At 63.4% G+C, this 19,410-nt stretch carries 18 protein-coding genes; 9 read left to right on the forward strand and 9 right to left on the reverse strand.

Annotated elements, in window-relative coordinates:
* Positions 1 to 199 precede the first annotated feature (199 nt).
* Positions 200 to 499 carry a PilZ domain-containing protein gene (locus tag SB756_RS24260; RefSeq protein ID WP_016500717.1) on the forward strand — a complete coding sequence of 100 codons (300 nt, stop codon included), beginning with the start codon at positions 200 to 202 and terminating at the stop codon, positions 497 to 499.
* A gap of 31 nt (positions 500 to 530) precedes the next feature.
* Here SB756_RS24260 and SB756_RS24265 read toward each other — a convergent pair whose 3' ends face one another.
* Positions 531 to 1,238 carry a VacJ family lipoprotein gene (locus SB756_RS24265; protein ID WP_019471258.1) on the reverse strand — a complete coding sequence of 236 codons (708 nt, stop codon included), beginning with the start codon at positions 1,236 to 1,238 and terminating at the stop codon, positions 531 to 533.
* A 201-nt stretch (positions 1,239 to 1,439) separates the two neighbouring features.
* Here SB756_RS24265 and SB756_RS24270 point away from each other — a divergent pair, with 201 nt between their 5' ends.
* Positions 1,440 to 2,006 (forward strand): phosphonoacetaldehyde phosphonohydrolase-related protein, encoded by a 567-nt coding sequence (locus SB756_RS24270; RefSeq protein WP_410912224.1) that lies wholly within the window; start codon positions 1,440 to 1,442, stop codon positions 2,004 to 2,006.
* Positions 2,007 to 2,128: 122 nt separating this feature from the next.
* On the forward strand, positions 2,129 to 2,392 hold the full coding sequence (locus SB756_RS24275; protein ID WP_174369904.1) for a DUF4404 family protein: 264 nt from the start codon (positions 2,129 to 2,131) through the stop codon (positions 2,390 to 2,392).
* A 143-nt stretch (positions 2,393 to 2,535) separates the two neighbouring features.
* Here SB756_RS24275 and queF read toward each other — a convergent pair whose 3' ends face one another.
* Complete coding sequence (gene queF / locus SB756_RS24280; RefSeq protein WP_341798055.1) at positions 2,536 to 3,366, reverse strand: NADPH-dependent 7-cyano-7-deazaguanine reductase QueF; 831 nt, start codon at positions 3,364 to 3,366, stop codon at positions 2,536 to 2,538.
* A 68-nt stretch (positions 3,367 to 3,434) separates the two neighbouring features.
* Positions 3,435 to 3,941, reverse strand: a complete 507-nt coding sequence (locus SB756_RS24285; RefSeq protein WP_410912227.1) for a plastocyanin/azurin family copper-binding protein — start codon at positions 3,939 to 3,941, stop codon at positions 3,435 to 3,437.
* Positions 3,942 to 4,123: 182 nt separating this feature from the next.
* Between SB756_RS24285 and cinR the strand changes: the two genes are divergently transcribed.
* Positions 4,124 to 4,804 (forward strand): two-component system response regulator CinR, encoded by a 681-nt coding sequence (gene cinR, locus SB756_RS24290; RefSeq protein WP_016485658.1) that lies wholly within the window; start codon positions 4,124 to 4,126, stop codon positions 4,802 to 4,804.
* Positions 4,801 to 6,153, forward strand: coding sequence for a heavy metal sensor histidine kinase (locus tag SB756_RS24295; protein WP_410912229.1), 1,353 nt, complete (start codon positions 4,801 to 4,803; stop codon positions 6,151 to 6,153). The genes cinR and SB756_RS24295 overlap by 4 nt, the downstream gene beginning before the upstream one ends.
* Positions 6,154 to 6,274: 121 nt before the next feature.
* On the opposite strand, the gene SB756_RS24300 is transcribed toward SB756_RS24295, so the two are convergent.
* From SB756_RS24300 to SB756_RS24310, 3 genes are all read right to left on the reverse strand, one after another.
* Entirely contained in the window at positions 6,275 to 7,516 is a 1,242-nt protein-coding gene (locus SB756_RS24300; RefSeq protein ID WP_410912231.1) for a lipoprotein-releasing ABC transporter permease subunit, read from the reverse strand.
* Between the two features lie 61 nt (positions 7,517 to 7,577).
* Positions 7,578 to 8,261, reverse strand: coding sequence for a lipoprotein-releasing ABC transporter ATP-binding protein LolD (gene lolD, locus SB756_RS24305; RefSeq protein ID WP_177313761.1), 684 nt, complete (start codon positions 8,259 to 8,261; stop codon positions 7,578 to 7,580).
* A gap of 7 nt (positions 8,262 to 8,268) precedes the next feature.
* On the reverse strand, positions 8,269 to 9,519 hold the full coding sequence (locus tag SB756_RS24310; protein ID WP_410912233.1) for a lipoprotein-releasing ABC transporter permease subunit: 1,251 nt from the start codon (positions 9,517 to 9,519) through the stop codon (positions 8,269 to 8,271).
* A 201-nt stretch (positions 9,520 to 9,720) separates the two neighbouring features.
* On the opposite strand from SB756_RS24310, the gene SB756_RS24315 reads away from it, so the two are divergent.
* Positions 9,721 to 10,197 carry a PilZ domain-containing protein gene (locus SB756_RS24315; RefSeq protein ID WP_016500729.1) on the forward strand — a complete coding sequence of 159 codons (477 nt, stop codon included), beginning with the start codon at positions 9,721 to 9,723 and terminating at the stop codon, positions 10,195 to 10,197.
* A gap of 31 nt (positions 10,198 to 10,228) precedes the next feature.
* Entirely contained in the window at positions 10,229 to 10,945 is a 717-nt protein-coding gene (locus tag SB756_RS24320; RefSeq protein ID WP_016500730.1) for a glycerophosphodiester phosphodiesterase, read from the forward strand.
* Positions 10,946 to 10,993: 48 nt separating this feature from the next.
* Here SB756_RS24320 and sthA read toward each other — a convergent pair whose 3' ends face one another.
* The 3 genes from sthA to SB756_RS24335 all read right to left on the reverse strand — a co-directional run bounded on the left by sthA (position 10,994) and on the right by SB756_RS24335 (position 15,210).
* Positions 10,994 to 12,388 (reverse strand): Si-specific NAD(P)(+) transhydrogenase, encoded by a 1,395-nt coding sequence (sthA, locus tag SB756_RS24325; protein WP_258911806.1) that lies wholly within the window; start codon positions 12,386 to 12,388, stop codon positions 10,994 to 10,996.
* 203 nt (positions 12,389 to 12,591) lie between these two features.
* The gene (locus tag SB756_RS24330; RefSeq protein WP_410912236.1) at positions 12,592 to 13,590 is read right to left on the reverse strand and encodes an FAD:protein FMN transferase; all 999 of its coding nucleotides are present in this window, start codon (positions 13,588 to 13,590) and stop codon (positions 12,592 to 12,594) included.
* 156 nt (positions 13,591 to 13,746) lie between these two features.
* Positions 13,747 to 15,210 (reverse strand): glyceraldehyde-3-phosphate dehydrogenase, encoded by a 1,464-nt coding sequence (locus SB756_RS24335; protein ID WP_041167813.1) that lies wholly within the window; start codon positions 15,208 to 15,210, stop codon positions 13,747 to 13,749.
* Between the two features lie 167 nt (positions 15,211 to 15,377).
* Between SB756_RS24335 and mfd the strand changes: the two genes are divergently transcribed.
* A complete protein-coding gene (mfd, locus tag SB756_RS24340) occupies positions 15,378 to 18,827 on the forward strand; it encodes a transcription-repair coupling factor (protein ID WP_341798051.1) in 3,450 nt (1,149 codons plus the stop codon).
* 9 nt (positions 18,828 to 18,836) lie between these two features.
* Positions 18,837 to 19,409: a CsiV family protein gene (locus SB756_RS24345; RefSeq protein ID WP_341798050.1), complete on the forward strand. Its 573-nt coding sequence runs from the start codon at positions 18,837 to 18,839 to the stop codon at positions 19,407 to 19,409.
* The last annotated feature ends 1 nt before the right edge of the window (position 19,410 follow it).

Here is a 19,410-nt window from a genome sequence, read left to right on the forward strand (position 1 = left end):
TGTGGTCACACTCTACTTGAGTTGTAGGACAAGAACACCTGCCCGGCAACTGTTCAGAGGTACCTTGTAAGGCGCAGACGGTACTCCCATCCGGCAGGCGTTTCAAGCATGCGAGGGTCGACCTCGCCGCTCTTTACAGGGCAAATCACTGGGAGTTATAAGAAAGTCGACCAGCGCACCCCGATGGGAAGGATGCAGCATGCCCCACACACCCTCCAGCCACAGCGAAAAACGCGATTTCATCCGCATGCGCATCGATACCGCGGTCAGCCTGCTGCATGAGGGCCAGGTGATCGCAGCCGTGTGCCTGGACCTGTCCAGCAGCGGCATGCAAGTGCAGGCGCCGCAACGCTTCCAGGTGGGGGATCATATCGAGGTGCGGATCGAGTCCGACCACCCGGCGCTGAAAGGGCTGCATGCCAGCACCGAAGTGGTATGGATTGCCGACCAGCCGGGTGGGCAGCAGAAGTTCGGGCTGCGCGTGCTGGCCATGCATTGAAAAGGGGCCTATTGCGGCCCCTGTTCACAGATCAGAAATCGTCTTCGACTTCGCCATCCTTGACCTTGAACTCGCGGTTCTGCAGGTAGGCGTTACGAATGAAGATGTACTTGTCACCCTGTATCAGCTTCTCGGCAGAGAGCAGGTCGGCACGCGTGTCGATCACGTCCAGGGCAAAGATCGAATTGCGCGTCGGCACATGGTCGATGTAGCGGTAAGGCTTGGTGTAGCTGTCCGGGTACTTGGCAACGCCGTCACGCACCGTGCTTGGCCCCAGCAACGGGATGACCACGTACGGGCCGCTCGGCACCCCCCAGTAGCCCAGGGTCTGGCCAAAGTCTTCGTCATTGCGCTGCAGGCCCATCGTGGTGCCCACGTCGAAGAAACCGCCCAGGCCAAAGGTGGTGTTGACGATCAGCCGCGCAGTATCCACGCCCGCCGCATGAGGCTTGAGCTGCAGCACGTTGTTGGCGAGGTTGGTCACGTCACCCAGGTTGCGGAAGATGTTGTGGATGCCATCTTCAAGGAACTGCGGAGTGACCGCCTGGTAGCCCTTGGCCAACGGCTTGAGGGCATAGGTGTCGAGGGTATCGTTGAAGCGGAAGATCGGCCGGTTGACCGCTTCCCAGGGATCTTCCTCGGTGGCTGCCTGGGTGGCTGCCACGGGCGCCAGCAGCATGCTGGCGCAGACACAGGCCTGGGTGACTCGTTCGATCACACTGGCACCGATCCTACGCATAGATGTCTCTCCATCGAATTTCTCGGCCGCAAGCGCAACGGGTCGCGCTGCTGGTAAGGCGGCAGTATAGAGGCTTGCGGGCTGATAAACAGCTTTACACATCTTTGCTCAATATTTTGTGAACAACTGTTGCAAAAAGGCCGATGTCACAGGGCGGTAACAATCACCGCATAGCCTGCGGACTATTTGGGGGAAGTTGCCATGGACGCTGCACCCACCTTCACTGCCGTGCTGTTCGGTTTGCGCGGCTGCCTGGTACAGGCCGCCACTGGTGGCGCCCCCTCGCCCGCCCCCGGCGCCCTGGCTACCCTCGCCAAGCTGCGCCAGCACCAGGTGCCGTGCATCTGGCTGGATGATCTCGGCGCCACCCAAAGCAAGCGCCTGGCCCACGTACTGCCTGGCTGGCTGCCGGGGCATTCGGTCAATGGCGCGCGCTGGCCGGCGCCCAACGCCTGCTGGCAGGCGTTGATGAGCCTGGAAAGCGAACGCCTGGACGGCTGTGTACTGGTCAGCGGTGACCCTCGCCTGCTGCAGTCGGGCCTTAACGCCGGCTTGTGGACGGTGGGCCTGGCCGCCTGCAGCCCGTTCTGCGACCGCAGCTCGCGGCAATGGCAAGCCATGACCTCACAGCAACAGGACGTGGCCCGTGGCAAGGCAACGCTGGAACTGTTCGGCCTGGGCGTGCACTCGGTAATCGACCACCTGGAGGCGCTGGACACCTGCCTGCAGGACATCGCCCAGCGCCGGCGCAAAGGTGAAAAACCCTGATACAGCAACTTTGACGCGGATCATGCAAAGCGGCGGCAGGTGGATTACGCTGAAGACAGGCCAGAACCTTTGCCGCTTCGCTGAGGTCCATGGTTTGCCAAGCCCTTGATGGAGAACTACCAATGCCTGCCCGCGAATTGCAAGAGCGCCTGAACAGCTTGCGCGAGCAACTGGACCGCAACGTACCGCTTTCGGACGACGAACTGGCCGCACTGCACGAAGAAGCGCGCCAGATCGAAGCGCAACTGAAACTGGAAGAAGCCACGCCAGACAACAACGTGGTGGATGGCGTGAACCTGGCAATCGAACGCTTCGAGGCCGACCACCCCGACCTCACCGCCACCCTGCGCAGTATCGTCAACTCGCTGCACAGCATGGGGATCTGATATAGCCGGGGCTGCTCGGCAGCCCATTCGCAGCACAAGGCTGCTCCCACAGGTTCAGCGCAAAACCCTGATCATGCACTGAACCTGTGGGGGCGGCCTTGTGTCGCGAAAAGGGACGCAGAGCGCCCCAACGTACTTGAGCCTTACTGCCGAACCAGCCGCTTGTTACCCGGGCTGATCGCCCCGGTGCTACGGTACGGGTTGATATCCAGCCCACCCCGGCGCACATACCTCGCATACACCGTCAGGTGCTCAGGCTGCAGCAGGTTCTTCAAATCCAGGTAAATGCGCTCGACGCATTGCTCATGGAAGTCGGCGTGCTGTCGGAAGCTGATCAGGTAAGTCAGCAGGCTGGCGTGGTCCAGCGCCCTGCCCTTGTACTCGACCACCACGCTGCCCCAGTCCGGCTGGCCGGTTACCGGGCAGTTGGACTTCAGCAGGTGGCTGTGCAAGGTTTCTTCCACCACGTGCTCCGGGTTGCAGCGCAGCAGCTCTGGCTGCGGCTGCTCGTAGTTGCTGATGGCAACGTCCAGCGCATCGATGCACAGCCCCGGCAAGGCCTCCACGCCTTGGGCCTCGACCTCAGCCAAGGTACGTACCTTCACCCCCACCGGCTTGCCGGCCGCGGCAGACAGGTCTTTCTCCAGGCAGGCCTGCAATTCGCCCAGCGAGGCGAACACCGTCTGGTTCAGCGAGTTGAGGTATAGCTTGAACGACTTGGACTCGATGATGTTCGGCGAGTCGGCCGGGATGGCGAACTCGCCGATCGCCACCACCGGTTTGCCCGACGGCAGCAGCCAGCTCAGTTCGAAGCAGTTCCAGTAATCCACGCCATGCCAGGGCAAGGTCTGCGCGGTGACGCCCAGCTCGGCCCACTTGGCAGTACGCGGGATCGGGAACAGCTGCTCCGGGGAGTAGGTGGCGATGTATTCGCTGGACTTGCCCAGCGGCGAGTGTTCGGCAGCAGGATGCATGGAAACTGACCTAGAGGTTCGAAATTGCCCCTAGTCTACCGTTTTTGCACCCTGCCTTGGAGCGCAACTCACTCGATGGTCAACACCCCGACCATGCCAGCCTGATAATGCCCCGGCACGTTGCAGGCGAACTCGATGGGCGCCGACTTGCGGAAGGCCCAGGTCAGCTCGGCGCGCTGGCCTGGCATGACCAGCACCGTGTTGCCGCCACCGTGGTCATGGCCGCCACCGTGATCCATCATCTGGCCGTGGTCCATGCCTTCGTGGTTCATGGCCTCGGTGAACATCTTGCCTTGCATGGCGACCATTTCCTTCTGGTGCTCGGCGTGCATGGCCTTGTCACCCAGGTTGAATTCATGCGGCAGCTTACCCTCGTTGACCAGCACGAAGCGCACTGTCTCGCCGGCCTTTACCTGCAGGTCTTTGGGCTCGAAGGCGATGTCCTTGAGCACCACGTTGACCGTGCGGGTGGCTTTGTTCGCCGGGGCCGGCTCGCCAAAGGCGAAAGTTTGCGCCTCGCCGGCAAAGGTCGGCAGGCTGGCCAGGGCAAGGGCGGCGATGAACAGGCGTTTCATGATGACTCCGGAAATGTACAACAGGATGAGGCCACCTTAGTCACGGGCGACTGGCAGCTACCTGACAGGGAGATTACAACTTTGTCAGCTTGGGCGTGCCCACGCTTCGTCACGTATCATTTCAGCCACTACACCACCCGCTTCCACACGGCAGGTACAAACTTTCAGATTATGGACAGTGCATGAAACTGCTGATCGTCGAAGACCAGGCCCGCACCGGCCAGTACCTCAGCCAGGGCTTGAGCGAGGCCGGCTTCGCCACCGAGCTGGCCACCGATGGCGAAACCGGCCAGTTCCTGGCCCTGACCGGCGACCACGACCTGCTGATCCTCGACGTAATGTTGCCTGGCCGTGACGGCTGGCAGATCCTCCAGGCCGTGCGCCAGGCCGGCCTGGATACGCCAGTACTGTTCCTCACCGCCCGCGATGCCGTCGAGGACCGCGTACATGGCCTGGAGCTGGGCGCCGACGACTATCTGGTCAAGCCGTTCGCCTTTTCCGAACTGCTGGCCCGGGTGCGCAGCCTGCTGCGCCGTGGTACCAGCCCCAGCCAGGACACCACCCTGAACCTGGCCGACCTGCGCCTGGACCTGATCCGCCGCCGCGCCGAGCGCGCCGGCCAGCGCATCGACCTGACCGCCAAGGAGTTCGCCCTGCTCGAACTGCTGCTGCGCCGCCAGGGCGAGGTATTGCCAAAATCGCTGATCGCATCGCAGGTGTGGGACATGAATTTCGACAGCGACACCAACGTGATCGAAGTGGCGATCCGCCGCCTGCGCCTGAAAATCGACGACCCGCACCCCAACAAGCTGATCCACACCGTACGTGGCATGGGCTATGTGCTCGAAGAGCGCACGGAATGATGCGCAGGGTTTCCCTCGGCAGCCGTCTGGCCCTGTTGTTCGCCGCCTGCACCGCCGCCGTTTCGCTGGGCGCCGGCGTGTTGTTCAGCCGGGCCAGCGAGCAGCACTTCGTCGAACTCGACCAGCAACTGCTGGACTCGCGCCTGTCACTGTTCCGTACGCAACTGGCAGGCATCGCCACCCCAACCGAGCTGCAGGCACGCCTGCCCGCCCTGCGCGATGAGCTGAGCCACCAGGCCGACCTGGCGCTGCGCATCAGCGGCAGCGACGGCACCACCTGGTTCGAAAGCCGCAACGGGCTACCGCAGGCACCTCTGCCCGCCGGGCTGGCCACCCTGCATGCACAAGGCACCGACTACCGCAGCCTGGCTGTGCACCTGGCGCAGGGCGCCGTGCAGTCGCCACAACTGGCCCTGTACCTCGACATCACCCACCACCAGCATTTCCTGCAGGGCATGCAACGCCTGATCTGGCTGACTGTCGGCCTTTCAGCGCTTGCCACCGCGCTGCTCGGCGCCTGGGCGGTACGCAGCGGCCTGCGCCCGTTACGGCAGATGGGCCAGGTGGCCGCCAGCGTGTCGGCACGCTCGCTCACCACACGCCTGCCGGTGGCGCAAATGCCCGAAGAGCTGGCCGAACTGGCCACCAGCATGAACGCCATGCTGCAGCGCCTGGACGATGCCTTCCAGCGCCTGTCGGCATTTTCTGCCGACATTGCCCATGAGCTGCGCACGCCGCTGTCCAATCTGCTAACTCATACCCAGGTTACCCTCACCCGCCCGCGCAGCCTTGAGGAGTACCGCGAAGCGCTGCATGGCAACCTGGAAGAACTGCAGTGGATGGCGCAGATGATCAACGACATGTTGTTCCTGGCCAAGGCCGACCACGGCCTGCTGGTACCGGGGCAAGCGCCTTTGGCGTTGCATGACGAGGTGGATGCGCTGCTGGAGTACTACGCGCCGCTGGCCGAAGACAACAATGTGCAGATGCTGCGCGAGGGGCAGGCCATGTTGCACGGTGACCGGCATATGCTGCGCCGGGCGCTGTCCAACCTGCTGGATAACGCCATGCGTTTTACCCCGGCGGGCGGGCAGATAAGGGTAACGCTGGCGCCTGGGCCGAGAATCAGCGTGGCCAATACCGGGCCGGCCATCGAGGCAGCTGCTTTGCCGCGGTTGTTCGACCGCTTTTACCGTGTGGACCCGGCACGGCGCGAAGGCAGTAGCGAGCATGCTGGGTTGGGCTTGGCGATTACCCGGTCGATCGTGCAGGCCCATGGCGGAGGCATTCGGGCGGAATGTGAAAATGGGTGGACACGGTTTGTGATCGAGTTCCCTCAGGACCGGTGAAATTGGGGCTGCTTCGCAGCCCATCGCCGGCAAGCCAGCTCCCACAGGACTGCATCAAGCCCGGAGCCTGCGCGGTACCTGTGGGAGCTGGCTTGCCGGCGATGAGGCCCTGGAACCTACATCAAACCGCCAGGCCGATCGCCGGCTGCACCTGCGACGCCCGATAAGCCGGGTAAATGGTCGCCAGGAAGCTCATCACCAACCCAGCCGTGCAGATCATCACCACATCGCCCCACTGCAATTGCGACGGCAAGCTGCTGACGAAGTACACGTCCGACGTAAAGATGTGCTGCCCGCTCACCCGCTCCAGCCAACCCACGATCTGGCTGACATTGAACGCCGCAATCACGCCCAGCACGCCGCCGATCAACGTCCCGACCACACCAATCAGGCTGCCCTGGACCATGAACGTGCCCATGATCTGCGCGGGTGTAGCACCCAAGGTACGCAGAATGGCAATATCCGGCCCCTTGTCGTTCACCACCATCACCAAGGTGGCAATTATATTGAAGGCCGCCACGGCGATGATCATCAGCAGCAGCAGCCCGATCATGGTTTTTTCCATCTTCATGGCGCTGAACAGGCTGCCCTGGGTGTGCGACCAGTCATCGGCGCGGTAGGCATCACCCAGCCCGGCTGCAATCGCCTTGGACACCTGCGGCGCCGCATACAGGTCATGCAGCTTCAGGCGCACGCCCTGCACCTGGCCCGGTGCCCAGCGTTGCATCTCGCCGGCATCGGCCACGTGGATATAGGCCTGCGAACCATCCAGCTCGGCTCCGACCTTGAAGATACCAACCACCGTCAGGCGCTGCATGCGCGGGGTGATACCACCCGGTTCCTTGCTGATTTCCGGCACGATCAGGGTCAGTTTGTCGCCGGTGTTCAGGCGGAAGCGCCGCGCGGTCAATTCACCGATGACCACACCGAACTCACCCGGCTGCAGGTCCTGCAGGCGGCCCTGGACAATGTGCTGGCCAACGATCGAGACCTTGCCCTCTTCGGCCGGATCGATACCGCCCACCTGGATCGGCTGCATCGCACCCTTGTACGACAGCATGCCCTCCATTTCGGTAATCGGCGCAGCCGCCATCACCGCCGGGTTCTGCAAGGCTGTGTCGGCCACCTTGTGCCAGTCGTCCAGCGGCTGCACGCCGAGGATGGCGGCATGCGGTACCAGGCCGAGAATGCGCGAGCTCATTTCGCGCTGGAAGCCGTTCATCACCGACAGCACCACGATCATCGCCAGCACGCCCAGCGACAGGCCGATCATCGAGGTCATCGAGATGAACGAGATGAAGTGGTTGCGGCGCTTGGCTCGGGTGTAGCGCGCGCCGATGAAGATGGGCAAGGGTCTGAACATGTACGAAATCACCCAATGAAAACAGGAAAACGGGGCGGCACCTGCCACCCCGAGCAGTCGATCAGATCGCCACCAGGTGGCCGTCGTCGAGCTTCAATACGCGGTCCATCTGCCGCGCCAGGTTGAGGTCGTGGGTCACCACCAGGAACGCCGTGCGCGACGAGCTGGACAGCTCCTGCATCAGTTCCTGGATGCCCTGAGCGGTATGGTGGTCGAGGTTGCCGGTAGGTTCGTCGAGCATCACCAGGCCGGGGCGGTTGACCAGTGCCCGGGCAATCGCCACACGCTGGCGCTCACCGCCGGACAGCTCGGCCGGCTTGTGGGTCAGGCGGTGGCCCAGGCCCACGCGCTTGAGCAGTGCCTCGGCACGCTCCCGGGCCTCGGGGATGGGCGTGCGGCCGATCAGCAGCGGCATGCACACGTTCTCGATGGCGGTGAATTCCGGCAACAGGTGGTGAAACTGATAGACAAAGCCCAACTCACGGTTGCGCAGCAGGCCACGGGCACGTTCGCCCAGCGCCGACAGCTCTTCGCCAGCCAGCCAGACGCTGCCCTGGGTCGGCCGATCAAGGCCGCCCAGCAGGTTGAGCAAGGTACTCTTGCCCGAGCCGGAGCTACCGACAATGGCTACCCGCTCACCGGCATGCAGCTCAAGGTTGAGCCCGGACAGCACCTTTACCGATTCCGGGCCCTCGTCGTAGGACTTGCCCAGGTTGCGGCAACTCAGAACGGCTTTATCACTCATGCGCGACTCACTCATAACGTAGCGCCTCTGCAGGCTGGGTGCGGGCCGCACGCCAGGCCGGGTACAGGGTGGCGAAGAAACTCAGGACCAGCGCCGCACCGCAGACCATGTACACGTCCTGGGACTGGATCTGCGACGGCAGGTAATCGATGAAGTACACGTCGGCATTGAGGAACTTGTGCCCGATCAGCTTCTCGATGCCTGCGATGGCCGCGCTCACGTTCAGCGCGGCAACGATCCCGACCACGGCGCCGATCAGGGTACCGATCACCCCGATCACCGTGCCCTGGACCATGAAGATGAGCATGATCTGCCCGGGGGTGGCGCCCAGCGTGCGCAAGATGGCAATGTCGCCGCGCTTGTCGTTGACCACCATCACCAGGGTGGAAATGATGTTGAACGCCGCCACCGCCACGATCAGCAGCAACAGCAGGCCGATCATGGCCTTTTCCATGCGGATGGCCTGGTACAGGTTGCCGTGGGTGCGGGTCCAGTCACGGCTGTAGAACTCCTGGTCGCCCAGCTGCTGTGCGATGCTCCAGGCCACGCGCGGCGCCTGGAACAGGTCGTCGAACTTCAGGCGCAGGCCCTGCACCTGGTCGGGCTTCCAGCGGTGCAGGCGGGAAAGGTCGCTGATGTTGGTCAACCCCAGGTAACCGTCGATCTCGCCTGCGCCCACGTGGAAGGTGCCAACCACGGTGAAGCGCTTCATGCGCGGGAACATGCCCGCCGGCGTCACGCTGACCTCGGGGGCGACGAAGGTGAGTTTGTCGCCGATGGCCACACCCAGCTTGGCCGCAGCCTTGTCGCCGACCATGATGCCCCACTCACCCGGCGCCAGCTGGTCGAGGCGGCCTTGCAGGACGAAGTTGTCGATGATCGACACCTCACGCTCGCGGGCCGGATCGATGCCGTTGAGCAGCACCTTCTGCACCTTGCCATCATGGGTCAGCAGGCCCTGCATCTGGGTGAACGGCGCAACCGCCACCACCTGCGGATTCTGCTTTACTTGTTGGGCAAGGGCAGGCCAGTCAGCAATGGGCTGGCCGCTCTCCAGCGTGGCATGGGGGATCATGCCCAGCACGCGGGTGCGCATTTCGTGGTCGAAACCGTTCATCACCGACAGCACCACGATCATCACCACCACGCCCAGGGCGAGGCCGATCATCGAGGTCAGGGAAATGAACGAGACGAAGTGATTACGGCGTTTGGCACGGGTATAACGCGTGCCTATGAATGCGAAAAGAGGTCTGAACATGTCGGGGCTTGTTCGGATGAAAGGGAACGTCCTTGTGGCGAGGCGCCTACGGCGGCTTTACACTCGGACCACCGCCGCTACCTTGGGTTCGCCATGACGACATTAGACGAAGAAGATCGCCGCGAATACTACCGCATCGAAGATCGGATCGCACTTCAAATCAGCCCCCTCAGCGCGACCGAAGCCCTTGAGCCAGATGTATTGCAAGATGATTCTCCGCTGTTCAACCTGCTCAGCGAGCTGCACCTGTCCGACTTCGAGTCGCAGCACCTGCTGCGTCAGCTAAGCGACAAGGACCGCACCCTCGCGGCCTTCCTGCGGGCACAGAACAAACGCCTCGACCTGCTCAGCGCAGTCGTTGCCCAGACCCTGCTCGGCGAAGTAGGCCAGCCTCTGCCGGTAGTCCTTTCCGAAGGCGGTATCGAATTCGCGCAGGCGACGCACATTGCCCCGGGCACCCGGGTAAAAGTGAAGATGGTGCTGATGCCGCGCGCCCATGGCTTGCTGCTGCGCGGCAAGGTCACCCATTGCGACCCTTGCCCCGAGGGCGGCTTCGAGGTCGGCACCGAATTCATCGACATGACCGACGCCCAGCGCCAACTGCTGGCTCGCTACATCCTGCAGCGCCAGCAACAACAACGGCGCCAGCAGCTGGAACAGAACGATCCCGCCTCATGACCCTGTTTTTCTCTGATTTGAAGGAACGAACGTGACCCTGATCTACGGCCATCGCGGCGCCAAGGGCGAAGCGCCCGAGAACACCCTGCACAGCTTTCGCCAGTGCCTGTCCCACGGCGTCACCCGCTGCGAACTGGACCTGCACCTGTCGGCCGACAACGAGCTGATGGTGATCCACGACCCAACCCTCAAGCGCACCACCGGCCGACGCGGCAAGGTGGTCGATCACCCTGCCGCCGACCTGGTGAAGATCGATGCGCGCAACGGCGGCCCGGGCCACGTGCAGCCCTGCCCTATCCCGAAACTGGAAGAGCTGTTCGAGAAATGCCCGTTCGAGCACTGGCAGCTGGAAGTGAAAAGCGCTTCGCGCACCCGCGCCGCAACTACCGTGCTGGCGATTCGCGAACTGGCCCAGCAATACGGCCTGCTGGACAAGGTCACCATCACCTCCAGCTCACGCGAAGTGCTGGGCGCGGCCGTGGAGCTGGTGCCGGACGTGAAACGCGGGCTGGTCGCCGAGTACGCCTGGCTCGACCCGCTGAAGGTGGCACAGAACTACGGTTGCGAGCTGCTGGCATTGAACTGGACACTGTGCACCCCCGAGCGCCTGCTGAAAGCACAGGGCCAGGGTTTGCACGTGTCGGTGTGGACGGTCAACGAACCGGCGCTTATGCGCCGGCTCGCTGACTTTGGCGTGGACAGCCTGATTACAGACTTTCCCGGTTTGGCCAAGACCACCCTCGGGTAGGGTTGAAATCGGTCTCTCCGACCGGCTCAGGCCACCGGTCGGAGCCGCTCAAAAAAGCCGGTTCAGGCCGTCGTAGGCAGCTACCCGGTAAGCTTCGGCCATGGTCGGGTAGTTGAACGTGGTGTTGACGAAGTACTTCAGGTTGTTCAGCTCACCCGGCTGATTCATGATCGCCTGGCCAATGTGGACGATTTCCGAAGCCTGGTAGCCGAAGCAGTGTACGCCGAGGATTTCCAGGGTTTCACGGTGGAACAGGATCTTCAGCATGCCCTGCGGCTCGCCGGCGATCTGCGCACGCGCCATGCTCTTGAAGAAGGCCTTGCCCACTTCGTACGGCACCTTGGCCTGGGTCAGCTCCTGCTCGTTCTTGCCGATCGAGCTAATTTCCGGAATGGTGTAGATACCAGTCGGTACGTCATTGACGAAGCGCCAGCTGCCATTGTCGACGATGCTGCCAGCCGCAGAACGCCCCTGGTCATGGGCGGCACTGGCCAGGCTCGGCCAGCCGATCACGTCACCGGCACCGTAGATGTTCGGCACGGTGGTGCGGTAAGCCTGGTCGACCTCGATCTGGCCACGGCTGTTGACCTTGATGCCGATGTTTTCCAGGCCCAGCTTGTCGGTGTTGCCGGTACGGCCGTTGCACCACAGCAAGGCGTCGGCCTTGATCTTCTTGCCCGATTTCAGGTGCAGGATCACCCCGTTGTCCAGGCCTTCGACGCGCTCATACTCTTCGTTGTGGCGCACAGTGATGTTGTTGTTGCTGAAGTGGTAGCTCAGTGCCTGGGAAATTTCCGAATCCAGGAAGCTCAACAGCTGGCCACGGTTGTCCACCAGCTCTACCAGCACGCCCAGGCCGCTGAAGATCGAGGCGTATTCGCAACCAATCACGCCGGCGCCGTACACGATCAGCTTGCGCGGGGTGTGGCTGAGGCTGAGGATGGTGTCGCTGTCGTAGACGCGCGGGTGGTGGAAGTCGATGTCGGCCGGGCGGTACGGGCGCGAGCCGGTGGCAATGATGATGTGCTTGGCGTTGAGCTTTTCCACCACACCGTTCGGGCACACCACTTCAACGGTTTGCTCGTCGGCGAAGCTGCCGGTGCCGAAGAACACATCGACACGGTTGCGGGCGTAGTAGCCGGTGCGCGATGCCACTTGCTTGGAAATCACCTTCTCGGCGCTTTTCAGCACGTCCGGGAACGAGAACCAGCGCGGCTCACCGATGGCCCGGAACATCGGGTTGGTGTTGAACTGCATGATCTGCCGCACCGAGTGACGCAGTGCCTTGGACGGGATGGTACCCAGGTGCGTGCAGTTGCCACCGACTTGGCGACGGTCATCGACCATCGCTACCTTGCGCCCTGCTTTGGCGGCGTTCATTGCCGCGCCTTCACCGGCCGGGCCAGAACCCAGCACCACTACGTCGTAGTTGTAGACAGCCATGCGTACTCCTTCAGAACTGCCCGCAAGCCACGGTCGCTCGCGGGGCGCGATCATGCCGCCGGGGCGTCATGAGAAAATTCGGGTGCAGTCTAATCAAGCGTGAACGCCGCGCACATTAACCCTTGGTCGCGTCGTAGGCCAATTTTGCCCGCACTACATATGGTTCACCCATTCCCTGGCGGCAATCATCCCTGCCTGCGCTTTCAATCGCCTTTCACTGCCCGTTCGAATGCGGGCGTAGCTCGAGAGACGAAGCCACCCTCGGCCCGAGTCACCAATACTGCGGCCAGGCCATGCGCCACGGCATAATCCCAGCCACGCTCAGGGCCAAGTATCAGCAGCAGTGTCGAGTAGCCGTCGGCCTGCAACGCCGAGACATCCAGCACGGTGGCTGCGGCCAGGTCGTGCTGCACAGGGCGCCCGAGGCGGGCATCGAAGGTGTGCGAATAGCGCCGGCCATTCTCCTCGAAATAGTGCCGATAGTCACCCGAGGTTGAGACCGAAAGGCCATTGACCGCGATGATCTGCCGGGCGATCTGACGGTCTTCGCGGGGCAATTCCAGGGCGATGCGCCAGGGGGTGCCGTCGGGTTTGCGGCCAACCGCCTTGAGCTCGCCAGTGGCCTCGGCGACAAAGCTGGCGACACCCATGGCAAGCAGGCGCGCGGCGATCAAGTCCACGGCATGGCCGGCGGCGATGCTGTTGAAGTCGAGCTGCACCGGGGCGTCCTTGCACAGGGTCTGGCCTTCGATATGCAAGTGCCGATGGCCCACACGCTGACGAACCTGGGCCAGTGCTTGCGGGTCCGGCACCTGCTCGTGGCGGGCCTGAGGGCCGAAGCCCCAGAGGTCGAGCAAGGGCTCGACGGTGAGGTCAAAGGCGCCATCACTTTGCTCGGCCAGGTGCTGGCCGAGGGCAACCAGCTCGAGCATGTCGGGCGGCAGGGCCAGGCACTGGTTGGCGGGCAGCTGGTTGAAACGGCTGACGGTGGAGTCGCTGCGGTAGGTGGAATAGTGCCGGTCGATGTCGCCAAGGATGGTTTCGACCGCCGCCTGTACCTGGGCCGGCCCCGGGCCACCGGGCTCGCGGACGTATTGGATGCTGTAGCTGCTACCCATGGTCGGGCCGCCCAGGCGCTCCAGGGTGGGGCCCTGGTTGCAGGCGGTGAGCAGCAGGAGGATGAACAGTAAGGCTATGCGCAAGGTTCGGTTCCTGGGTGCTTGGCTTGGGCTTTGTGGTATGGCGCATATCGAGCGCCGCGCGGGCGACGCTCGATCTCACAGGCACCACACAACCCACGGCAAGCAAAAAAAACGGGAACCCGAAGGTTCCCGTTTTTTCATTGCCTTACAAGCAAATCAGCGCGGAAACGCTGGCGGGTTCACACCGGCCATGTCTTCCATCACGCGAACCACCTGGCAGCTGTAACCGAATTCGTTGTCGTACCAGACGTACAGGACAACGCGGTTGTCGTTGGCGATGGTGGCTTCAGCATCAACCACACCGGCGTGGCGCGAGCCAACGAAGTCGGTCGAAACCACTTCCTGCGAGCTGACGTAGTCGATCTGCTTGTGCAGCTCCGAGTGCATGGCCGTCTGGCGCAGGTACTCGTTGATCTCGTCGCGGTTGGTGGCCTTTTCCAGGTTCAGGTTCAGGATGGCCATCGAAACGTTTGGCGTCGGCACACGAATGGCGTTGCCGGTCAGCTTGCCCTTCAGCACTGGCAGCGCCTTGGCAGCAGCAGTGGCGGCGCCGGTTTCGGTGATGACCATGTTCAGCGGCGCGGCACGACCACGGCGGCTGCCCTTGTGGAAGTTGTCGATCAGGTTCTGGTCGTTGGTGAACGAGTGAACGGTTTCGACGTGGCCGTTGATGATGCCGTATTTGTCGTTGACCGCCTTCAGCACCGGCACGATGGCGTTGGTGGTGCAGGAGGCCGCCGAGATGATCTTGTCATCAGCAGCGATGTCACCGTGGTTGATGCCGTGCACGATGTTCTTCAGCGCGCCCTTGCCAGGTGCGGTGAGGATCACGCGGGCAGCGCCCGGGCAGGCCAGGTGCTGGCCCAGGCCGTCGGCATCACGCCATACGCCGGTGTTGTCGACGATCAGCGCGTTGTCGATGCCGTACTGGGTGTAGTCGACTTCGCTCGGGCTCTTGGCGTAGATAACCTGAATCAGGTTGCCGTTGGCGGTGATGGTGTTGTTGGCTTCGTCGATGGTGATGGTGCCATCGAACGGGCCGTGCACCGAGTCACGACGCAGCAGGCTGGCACGCTTGACCAGGTCGTTCTCGGCGCCTTTGCGCACGACGATGGCACGCAGGCGCAGGCCGTCGCCGCCACCGGTCTTCTCGATCAGGATGCGCGCCAGCAGGCGGCCGATGCGGCCGAAGCCGTACAGGACAACGTCGGTGCCTTTGCGCGCCGAAGCGTTCTGCTGGCCAACCACGTCGGCCAGCTCTTCACGGACGAACTGCTCGGCAGTGCGGCCATTGCCTTCCTGCTTGAACTTGTTGGCCAGCTTGCCCAGGTCGACCGAAGCGGCGCCCAGTTTCAGCTCGCTCATGGCCTTGAGCAGGGGGAATGTCTCGTGGACGGACAGTTCGGTTTCGTCGGTTTGACGATGACGCGCAAAGCGGTGCGCCTTGAGGATCGAGATAACCGAACGGTTGATCAGGCTACGGCCATAAATCGAGCTCACCACGTTATTGTTGCGGTAGAGCTGACCGATAAGCGGGATCATCGCTTCAGCCAGAGCTTCACGATCAATCCACTCACCAAGACACTGGTCGGGCTTCTGAGTCACGGGAACCTTCCACATGTAGGGACAGAAAAAAGGGGCTACATTATGACGCCCCGACGCGGAACCGGCAATGAGCGCCTGTCGTAGTGATGCAAGCCAGCGTTCACGCCCTTTCGAGCCTGACAGCCGGCACGCTCACCGGTACAATCGGTGTCTTTGCCGCAACGCTTGGAGTGCAATCTCCCGTGTCAGTTCTGCGCCTACCGCACATGTCGGCCACGGCCGGCAAACAAACCTGGGGTAACCTGCCCGGTGCCGCCCTCAGCCTTGCCATCGCCGAGGCTGCCAGCAACGCTGGCCGCTTCACCCTGCTGCTGACCGCCGACAGCCAGGCCGCCGACCGTCTGGAGCAGGAGCTGCGCTTCTTCGCCCCCGACCTGCCAGTGCTGCCGTTCCCCGACTGGGAAACCCTGCCCTACGACCTGTTCTCGCCACACCAGGACATCATTTCCCAGCGCATCGCCAGCCTGTACCGCCTGCCGGAGCTGAGCCACGGCATCCTGGTGGTGCCGGTCACCACCGCCCTGCACCGCCTGGCGCCCACGCGCTTCCTGCTGGGCAGCAGCCTGGTGCTGGACGTGGGCCAGACCATCGACGTGGAGCAGATGCGCACGCGCCTGGAGGCCAGTGGCTATCGTTGCGTCGACACCGTCTATGAACATGGCGAGTTCGCCGTGCGCGGCGCGCTAATCGACCTGTTCCCGATGGGCAGCAAGCTGCCCTACCGCATCGACCTGTTCGACGACGAGATCGAGACACTGCGCACCTTCGACCCCGAGACCCAGCGCTCGATCGACAAGGTGGATTCGGTGCGCCTGCTGCCGGCACGCGAATTTCCCATGCAGAAAGAGGAAGTGACCCGCTTCAAGGCACGCTTCCGTGAACGCTTCGACGTCGACTTCCGCCGCAGCGCAATCTTCCAGGACCTGGCCAGCGGTATCATCCCTGCCGGCATCGAGTACTACCTGCCGCTGTTCTTCGAAGAAACCTCCACCCTGTTCGACTACCTGCCAGCCGACACCCAGGTGTTTTCGCTGCCCGGTGTGGAACAGGCCGCTGAACACTTCTGGAACGACGTGCGCGGGCGTTATGAAGACCGCCGCGGCGACCTCAGCCGCCCGCTGCTGCCGCCCGCCGAGCTGTTCATGCCGGTGGAAGACTGCTTCGCCCGGCTCAAGCAATGGCCGCGGGTGGTGGTCAGCAGCGAAGACATCGAGCCGGGCGCAGGCCGTGAGCGCTTCCCGGCCCGCGCCCTGCCCAACCTGGCTATCGAGGCCAAGGCCAACCAGCCGCTGGCCGAACTGGCCAACTTCCTCGATCAGTTCCCCGGCCGCGTGCTGTTCACCGCCGAATCAGCGGGCCGCCGGGAAGTGCTGCTGGAGCTGCTCGAACGACTGAAGCTGCGCCCGCATACCGTCGAAGGCTGGGACGACTTCATTACCGGTGCCGAGCGCCTGGCGATCACCATCGCCCCGCTGGACGACGGCCTGCTGCTGGACGATCCAGGGCTGGCCCTGATTGCCGAAAGCCCACTGTTCGGCCAGCGGGTGATGCAGCGCCGCCGCCGCGACAAGCGCGGCGAAACCGCCAACGACGCGGTCATCAAGAACCTCACCGAGCTGCGCGAAGGTGCGCCGGTGGTGCACATCGACCATGGCGTGGGCCGCTACCTGGGCCTGGCCACCCTGGAGATCGACGGCCAGGCTGCCGAGTTCCTCACCCTGGAATACGCCGAGAACGCCAAGCTGTACGTGCCGGTGGCCAACCTGCACCTGATCGCCCGCTACACCGGCAGCGACGATGCCCTGGCACCGCTGCACCGGCTGGGCTCGGAAGCCTGGCAGAAGGCCAAACGCAAGGCCGCCGAACAGGTGCGCGACGTGGCTGCCGAACTGCTCGACATCTATGCCCGCCGTGCCGCACGCAAGGGTTATGCATTTGCCGACCCGTCCGCCGACTACGCCACCTTTAGCGCCGGCTTCCCGTTCGAAGAAACCCCGGACCAGCAAACCGCCATCGAGGCCGTGCGGGCCGACATGCTGGCGCCCAAGCCGATGGACCGCCTGGTGTGCGGCGACGTCGGCTTCGGCAAGACCGAAGTGGCCATGCGCGCCGCGTTCATCGCCGTGCACAGTGGCCGCCAGGTAGCGGTGCTGGTGCCCACTACCCTGCTCGCCCAGCAACACTACAACAGCTTCCGCGACCGTTTTGCCGACTGGCCGGTGACCGTGGAAGTGATGAGCCGCTTCAAGTCGGCCAAAGAGGTGGCCGCCGCCGCCGCCGACCTGGCCGAAGGCAAGATCGACATCCTCATCGGCACCCACAAGCTGCTGCAGGACGATGTGCGCTTCAAGGACCTGGGCCTGGCCATCATCGACGAAGAGCACCGCTTTGGCGTGCGCCAGAAGGAGCAGCTGAAGGCCCTGCGCAGCGAGGTCGACATCCTCACCCTGACCGCCACGCCGATCCCTCGCACGCTGAACATGGCAGTGGCCGGCATGCGCGACCTGTCGATCATCGCCACGCCGCCGGCGCGCCGCTTGTCGGTGCGCACCTTCGTCATGGAGCACAACAACAGCACCGTGAAGGAGGCGCTGCTGCGTGAGCTGCTGCGCGGTGGCCAGGTGTACTACCTGCACAACGATGTGAAAACCATCGAAAAATGCGCCGCCGACCTTGCCGAACTGGTGCCCGAGGCACGTATCGGCATCGGCCACGGGCAAATGCGCGAGCGCGAGCTGGAACAGGTGATGAGCGATTTCTACCACAAGCGCTTCAACGTACTGGTGGCGTCGACCATCATCGAAACCGGCATCGACGTGCCCAGCGCCAACACCATCGTCATTGAGCGCGCCGACAAATTTGGCCTGGCGCAGCTGCACCAGCTGCGTGGCCGGGTCGGCCGCAGCCACCACCAGGCCTACGCCTACCTGCTGACGCCTACCCGGCAAAAAGTCAGCGCCGACGCCGAAAAACGCCTGGAGGCCATCGCCAACACCCAAGACCTGGGCGCCGGCTTCGTGCTGGCCACCAACGACCTGGAAATCCGCGGTGCGGGCGAGCTGCTGGGCGAAGGCCAGAGCGGGCAGATCCAGGCGGTGGGCTTCACCCTGTACATGGAAATGCTCGAGCGCGCGGTCAAGGCGATCCGCAAGGGTACCCAGCCAAATCTGGAGCAGCCGCTGGGCGGGGGCCCGGAGATCAACCTGCGCCTGCCGGCGCTGATCCCCGAGAGCTACCTGCCCGACGTGCATGCGCGGCTGATCCTGTACAAGCGCATTGCCTCGGCCGCCGACGAAGAAGGCCTCAAGGACCTGCAGGTGGAAATGATCGACCGCTTCGGCCTGCTGCCAGAGCCGACCAAGAACCTGATGCGCCTGACCTCGCTCAAGCTGCACGCAGAAAAGCTAGGCATCAAGAAAGTCGATGCCGGCCCCAATGGCGGCAAGCTCGAGTTCGAAGCCGAAACCCCGGTCGACCCGCTGACCCTGATCAAGCTGATCCAGGGCCAGCCCAAACGCTACAAGTTCGAAGGCGCCACCCAGTTCCGCTTCCTGGTCCCGATGGAACGCCCCGACGAACGCTTCAATACCCTGGAGGCGCTGTTCGAGCGCCTGACACCACAGCCTGCCTAAGGAAGATCCATGCGTGCCATCCGTTGCCTGACCCTGCTGCTGGCGCTGTTCGCGCCAGCCGCCTTCGCCGAAGGCCTGTATCAGGTAGAAATGATTCTGGTGCGGCAGAACAGCGTGCCTGCCTTCACCAGCCCGTTTGCCCCTGAAGACTGGAGCGCCGGCGCCCCGCGCCTGGCGAAGGACGCCGAGCGCCGTCTGGCGCTGGAAGACGAAGCCACCCGCCTGGAAGCCACTGCCGACTACACCGTATTGATGCACAAGGCCTGGCAACAGCAGGTCGGCAGCGAGCCTGGCCGCATCGCCCTGGGCGAAGGCACCGAACAGTTCGGCCACTTCCCCATCGAAGGCAACCTGAGCATCGCTGAAGGCCGCTTTATCTCGGTCGAGGCCAACTTCTGGGTCAACCAGCTGGACGGCAACGGCAGCGTCCTGCAAAGCGAGCAGTTCAAGCAGAGCAACAGCAACGTCAAGGGCGGCCAGCTGACCTTCCTCGACGGCGGGCACCTGGCGGTGCTGCTGAAGGTCACGCCACCGGGCACGCCGAAAATGCCGGTGATGGACCCGGAGATGATGGAGCAGTGAT

Source organism: Pseudomonas sp. SIMBA_068, assembly GCF_046534705.1.
In the GTDB taxonomy this organism is placed as follows: domain Bacteria; phylum Pseudomonadota; class Gammaproteobacteria; order Pseudomonadales; family Pseudomonadaceae; genus Aquipseudomonas; species Aquipseudomonas putida.

Excerpts from the sequence above, each read along its gene's own strand:
- cinR (WP_016485658.1), top strand. The coding sequence starts at position 4,124 with ATGAAACTGCTGATCGTCGAAGACCAGGCCCGCACCGGCCAGTACCTC.
- SB756_RS24260 (WP_016500717.1), top strand. The coding sequence starts at position 200 with ATGCCCCACACACCCTCCAGCCACAGCGAAAAACGCGATTTCATCCGC.
- SB756_RS24265 (WP_019471258.1), bottom strand. The coding sequence starts at position 1,238 with ATGCGTAGGATCGGTGCCAGTGTGATCGAACGAGTCACCCAGGCCTGT.
- SB756_RS24270 (WP_410912224.1), top strand. The coding sequence starts at position 1,440 with ATGGACGCTGCACCCACCTTCACTGCCGTGCTGTTCGGTTTGCGCGGC.
- lolD (WP_177313761.1), bottom strand. The coding sequence starts at position 8,261 with ATGAGTGATAAAGCCGTTCTGAGTTGCCGCAACCTGGGCAAGTCCTAC.
- SB756_RS24300 (WP_410912231.1), bottom strand. The coding sequence starts at position 7,516 with ATGTTCAGACCCTTGCCCATCTTCATCGGCGCGCGCTACACCCGAGCC.
- SB756_RS24275 (WP_174369904.1), top strand. The coding sequence starts at position 2,129 with ATGCCTGCCCGCGAATTGCAAGAGCGCCTGAACAGCTTGCGCGAGCAA.
- SB756_RS24295 (WP_410912229.1), top strand. The coding sequence starts at position 4,801 with ATGATGCGCAGGGTTTCCCTCGGCAGCCGTCTGGCCCTGTTGTTCGCC.
- SB756_RS24335 (WP_041167813.1), bottom strand. The coding sequence starts at position 15,210 with ATGTGGAAGGTTCCCGTGACTCAGAAGCCCGACCAGTGTCTTGGTGAG.
- sthA (WP_258911806.1), bottom strand. The coding sequence starts at position 12,388 with ATGGCTGTCTACAACTACGACGTAGTGGTGCTGGGTTCTGGCCCGGCC.
- SB756_RS24285 (WP_410912227.1), bottom strand. The coding sequence starts at position 3,941 with ATGAAACGCCTGTTCATCGCCGCCCTTGCCCTGGCCAGCCTGCCGACC.
- queF (WP_341798055.1), bottom strand. The coding sequence starts at position 3,366 with ATGCATCCTGCTGCCGAACACTCGCCGCTGGGCAAGTCCAGCGAATAC.
- SB756_RS24310 (WP_410912233.1), bottom strand. The coding sequence starts at position 9,519 with ATGTTCAGACCTCTTTTCGCATTCATAGGCACGCGTTATACCCGTGCC.
- SB756_RS24345 (WP_341798050.1), top strand. The coding sequence starts at position 18,837 with ATGCGTGCCATCCGTTGCCTGACCCTGCTGCTGGCGCTGTTCGCGCCA.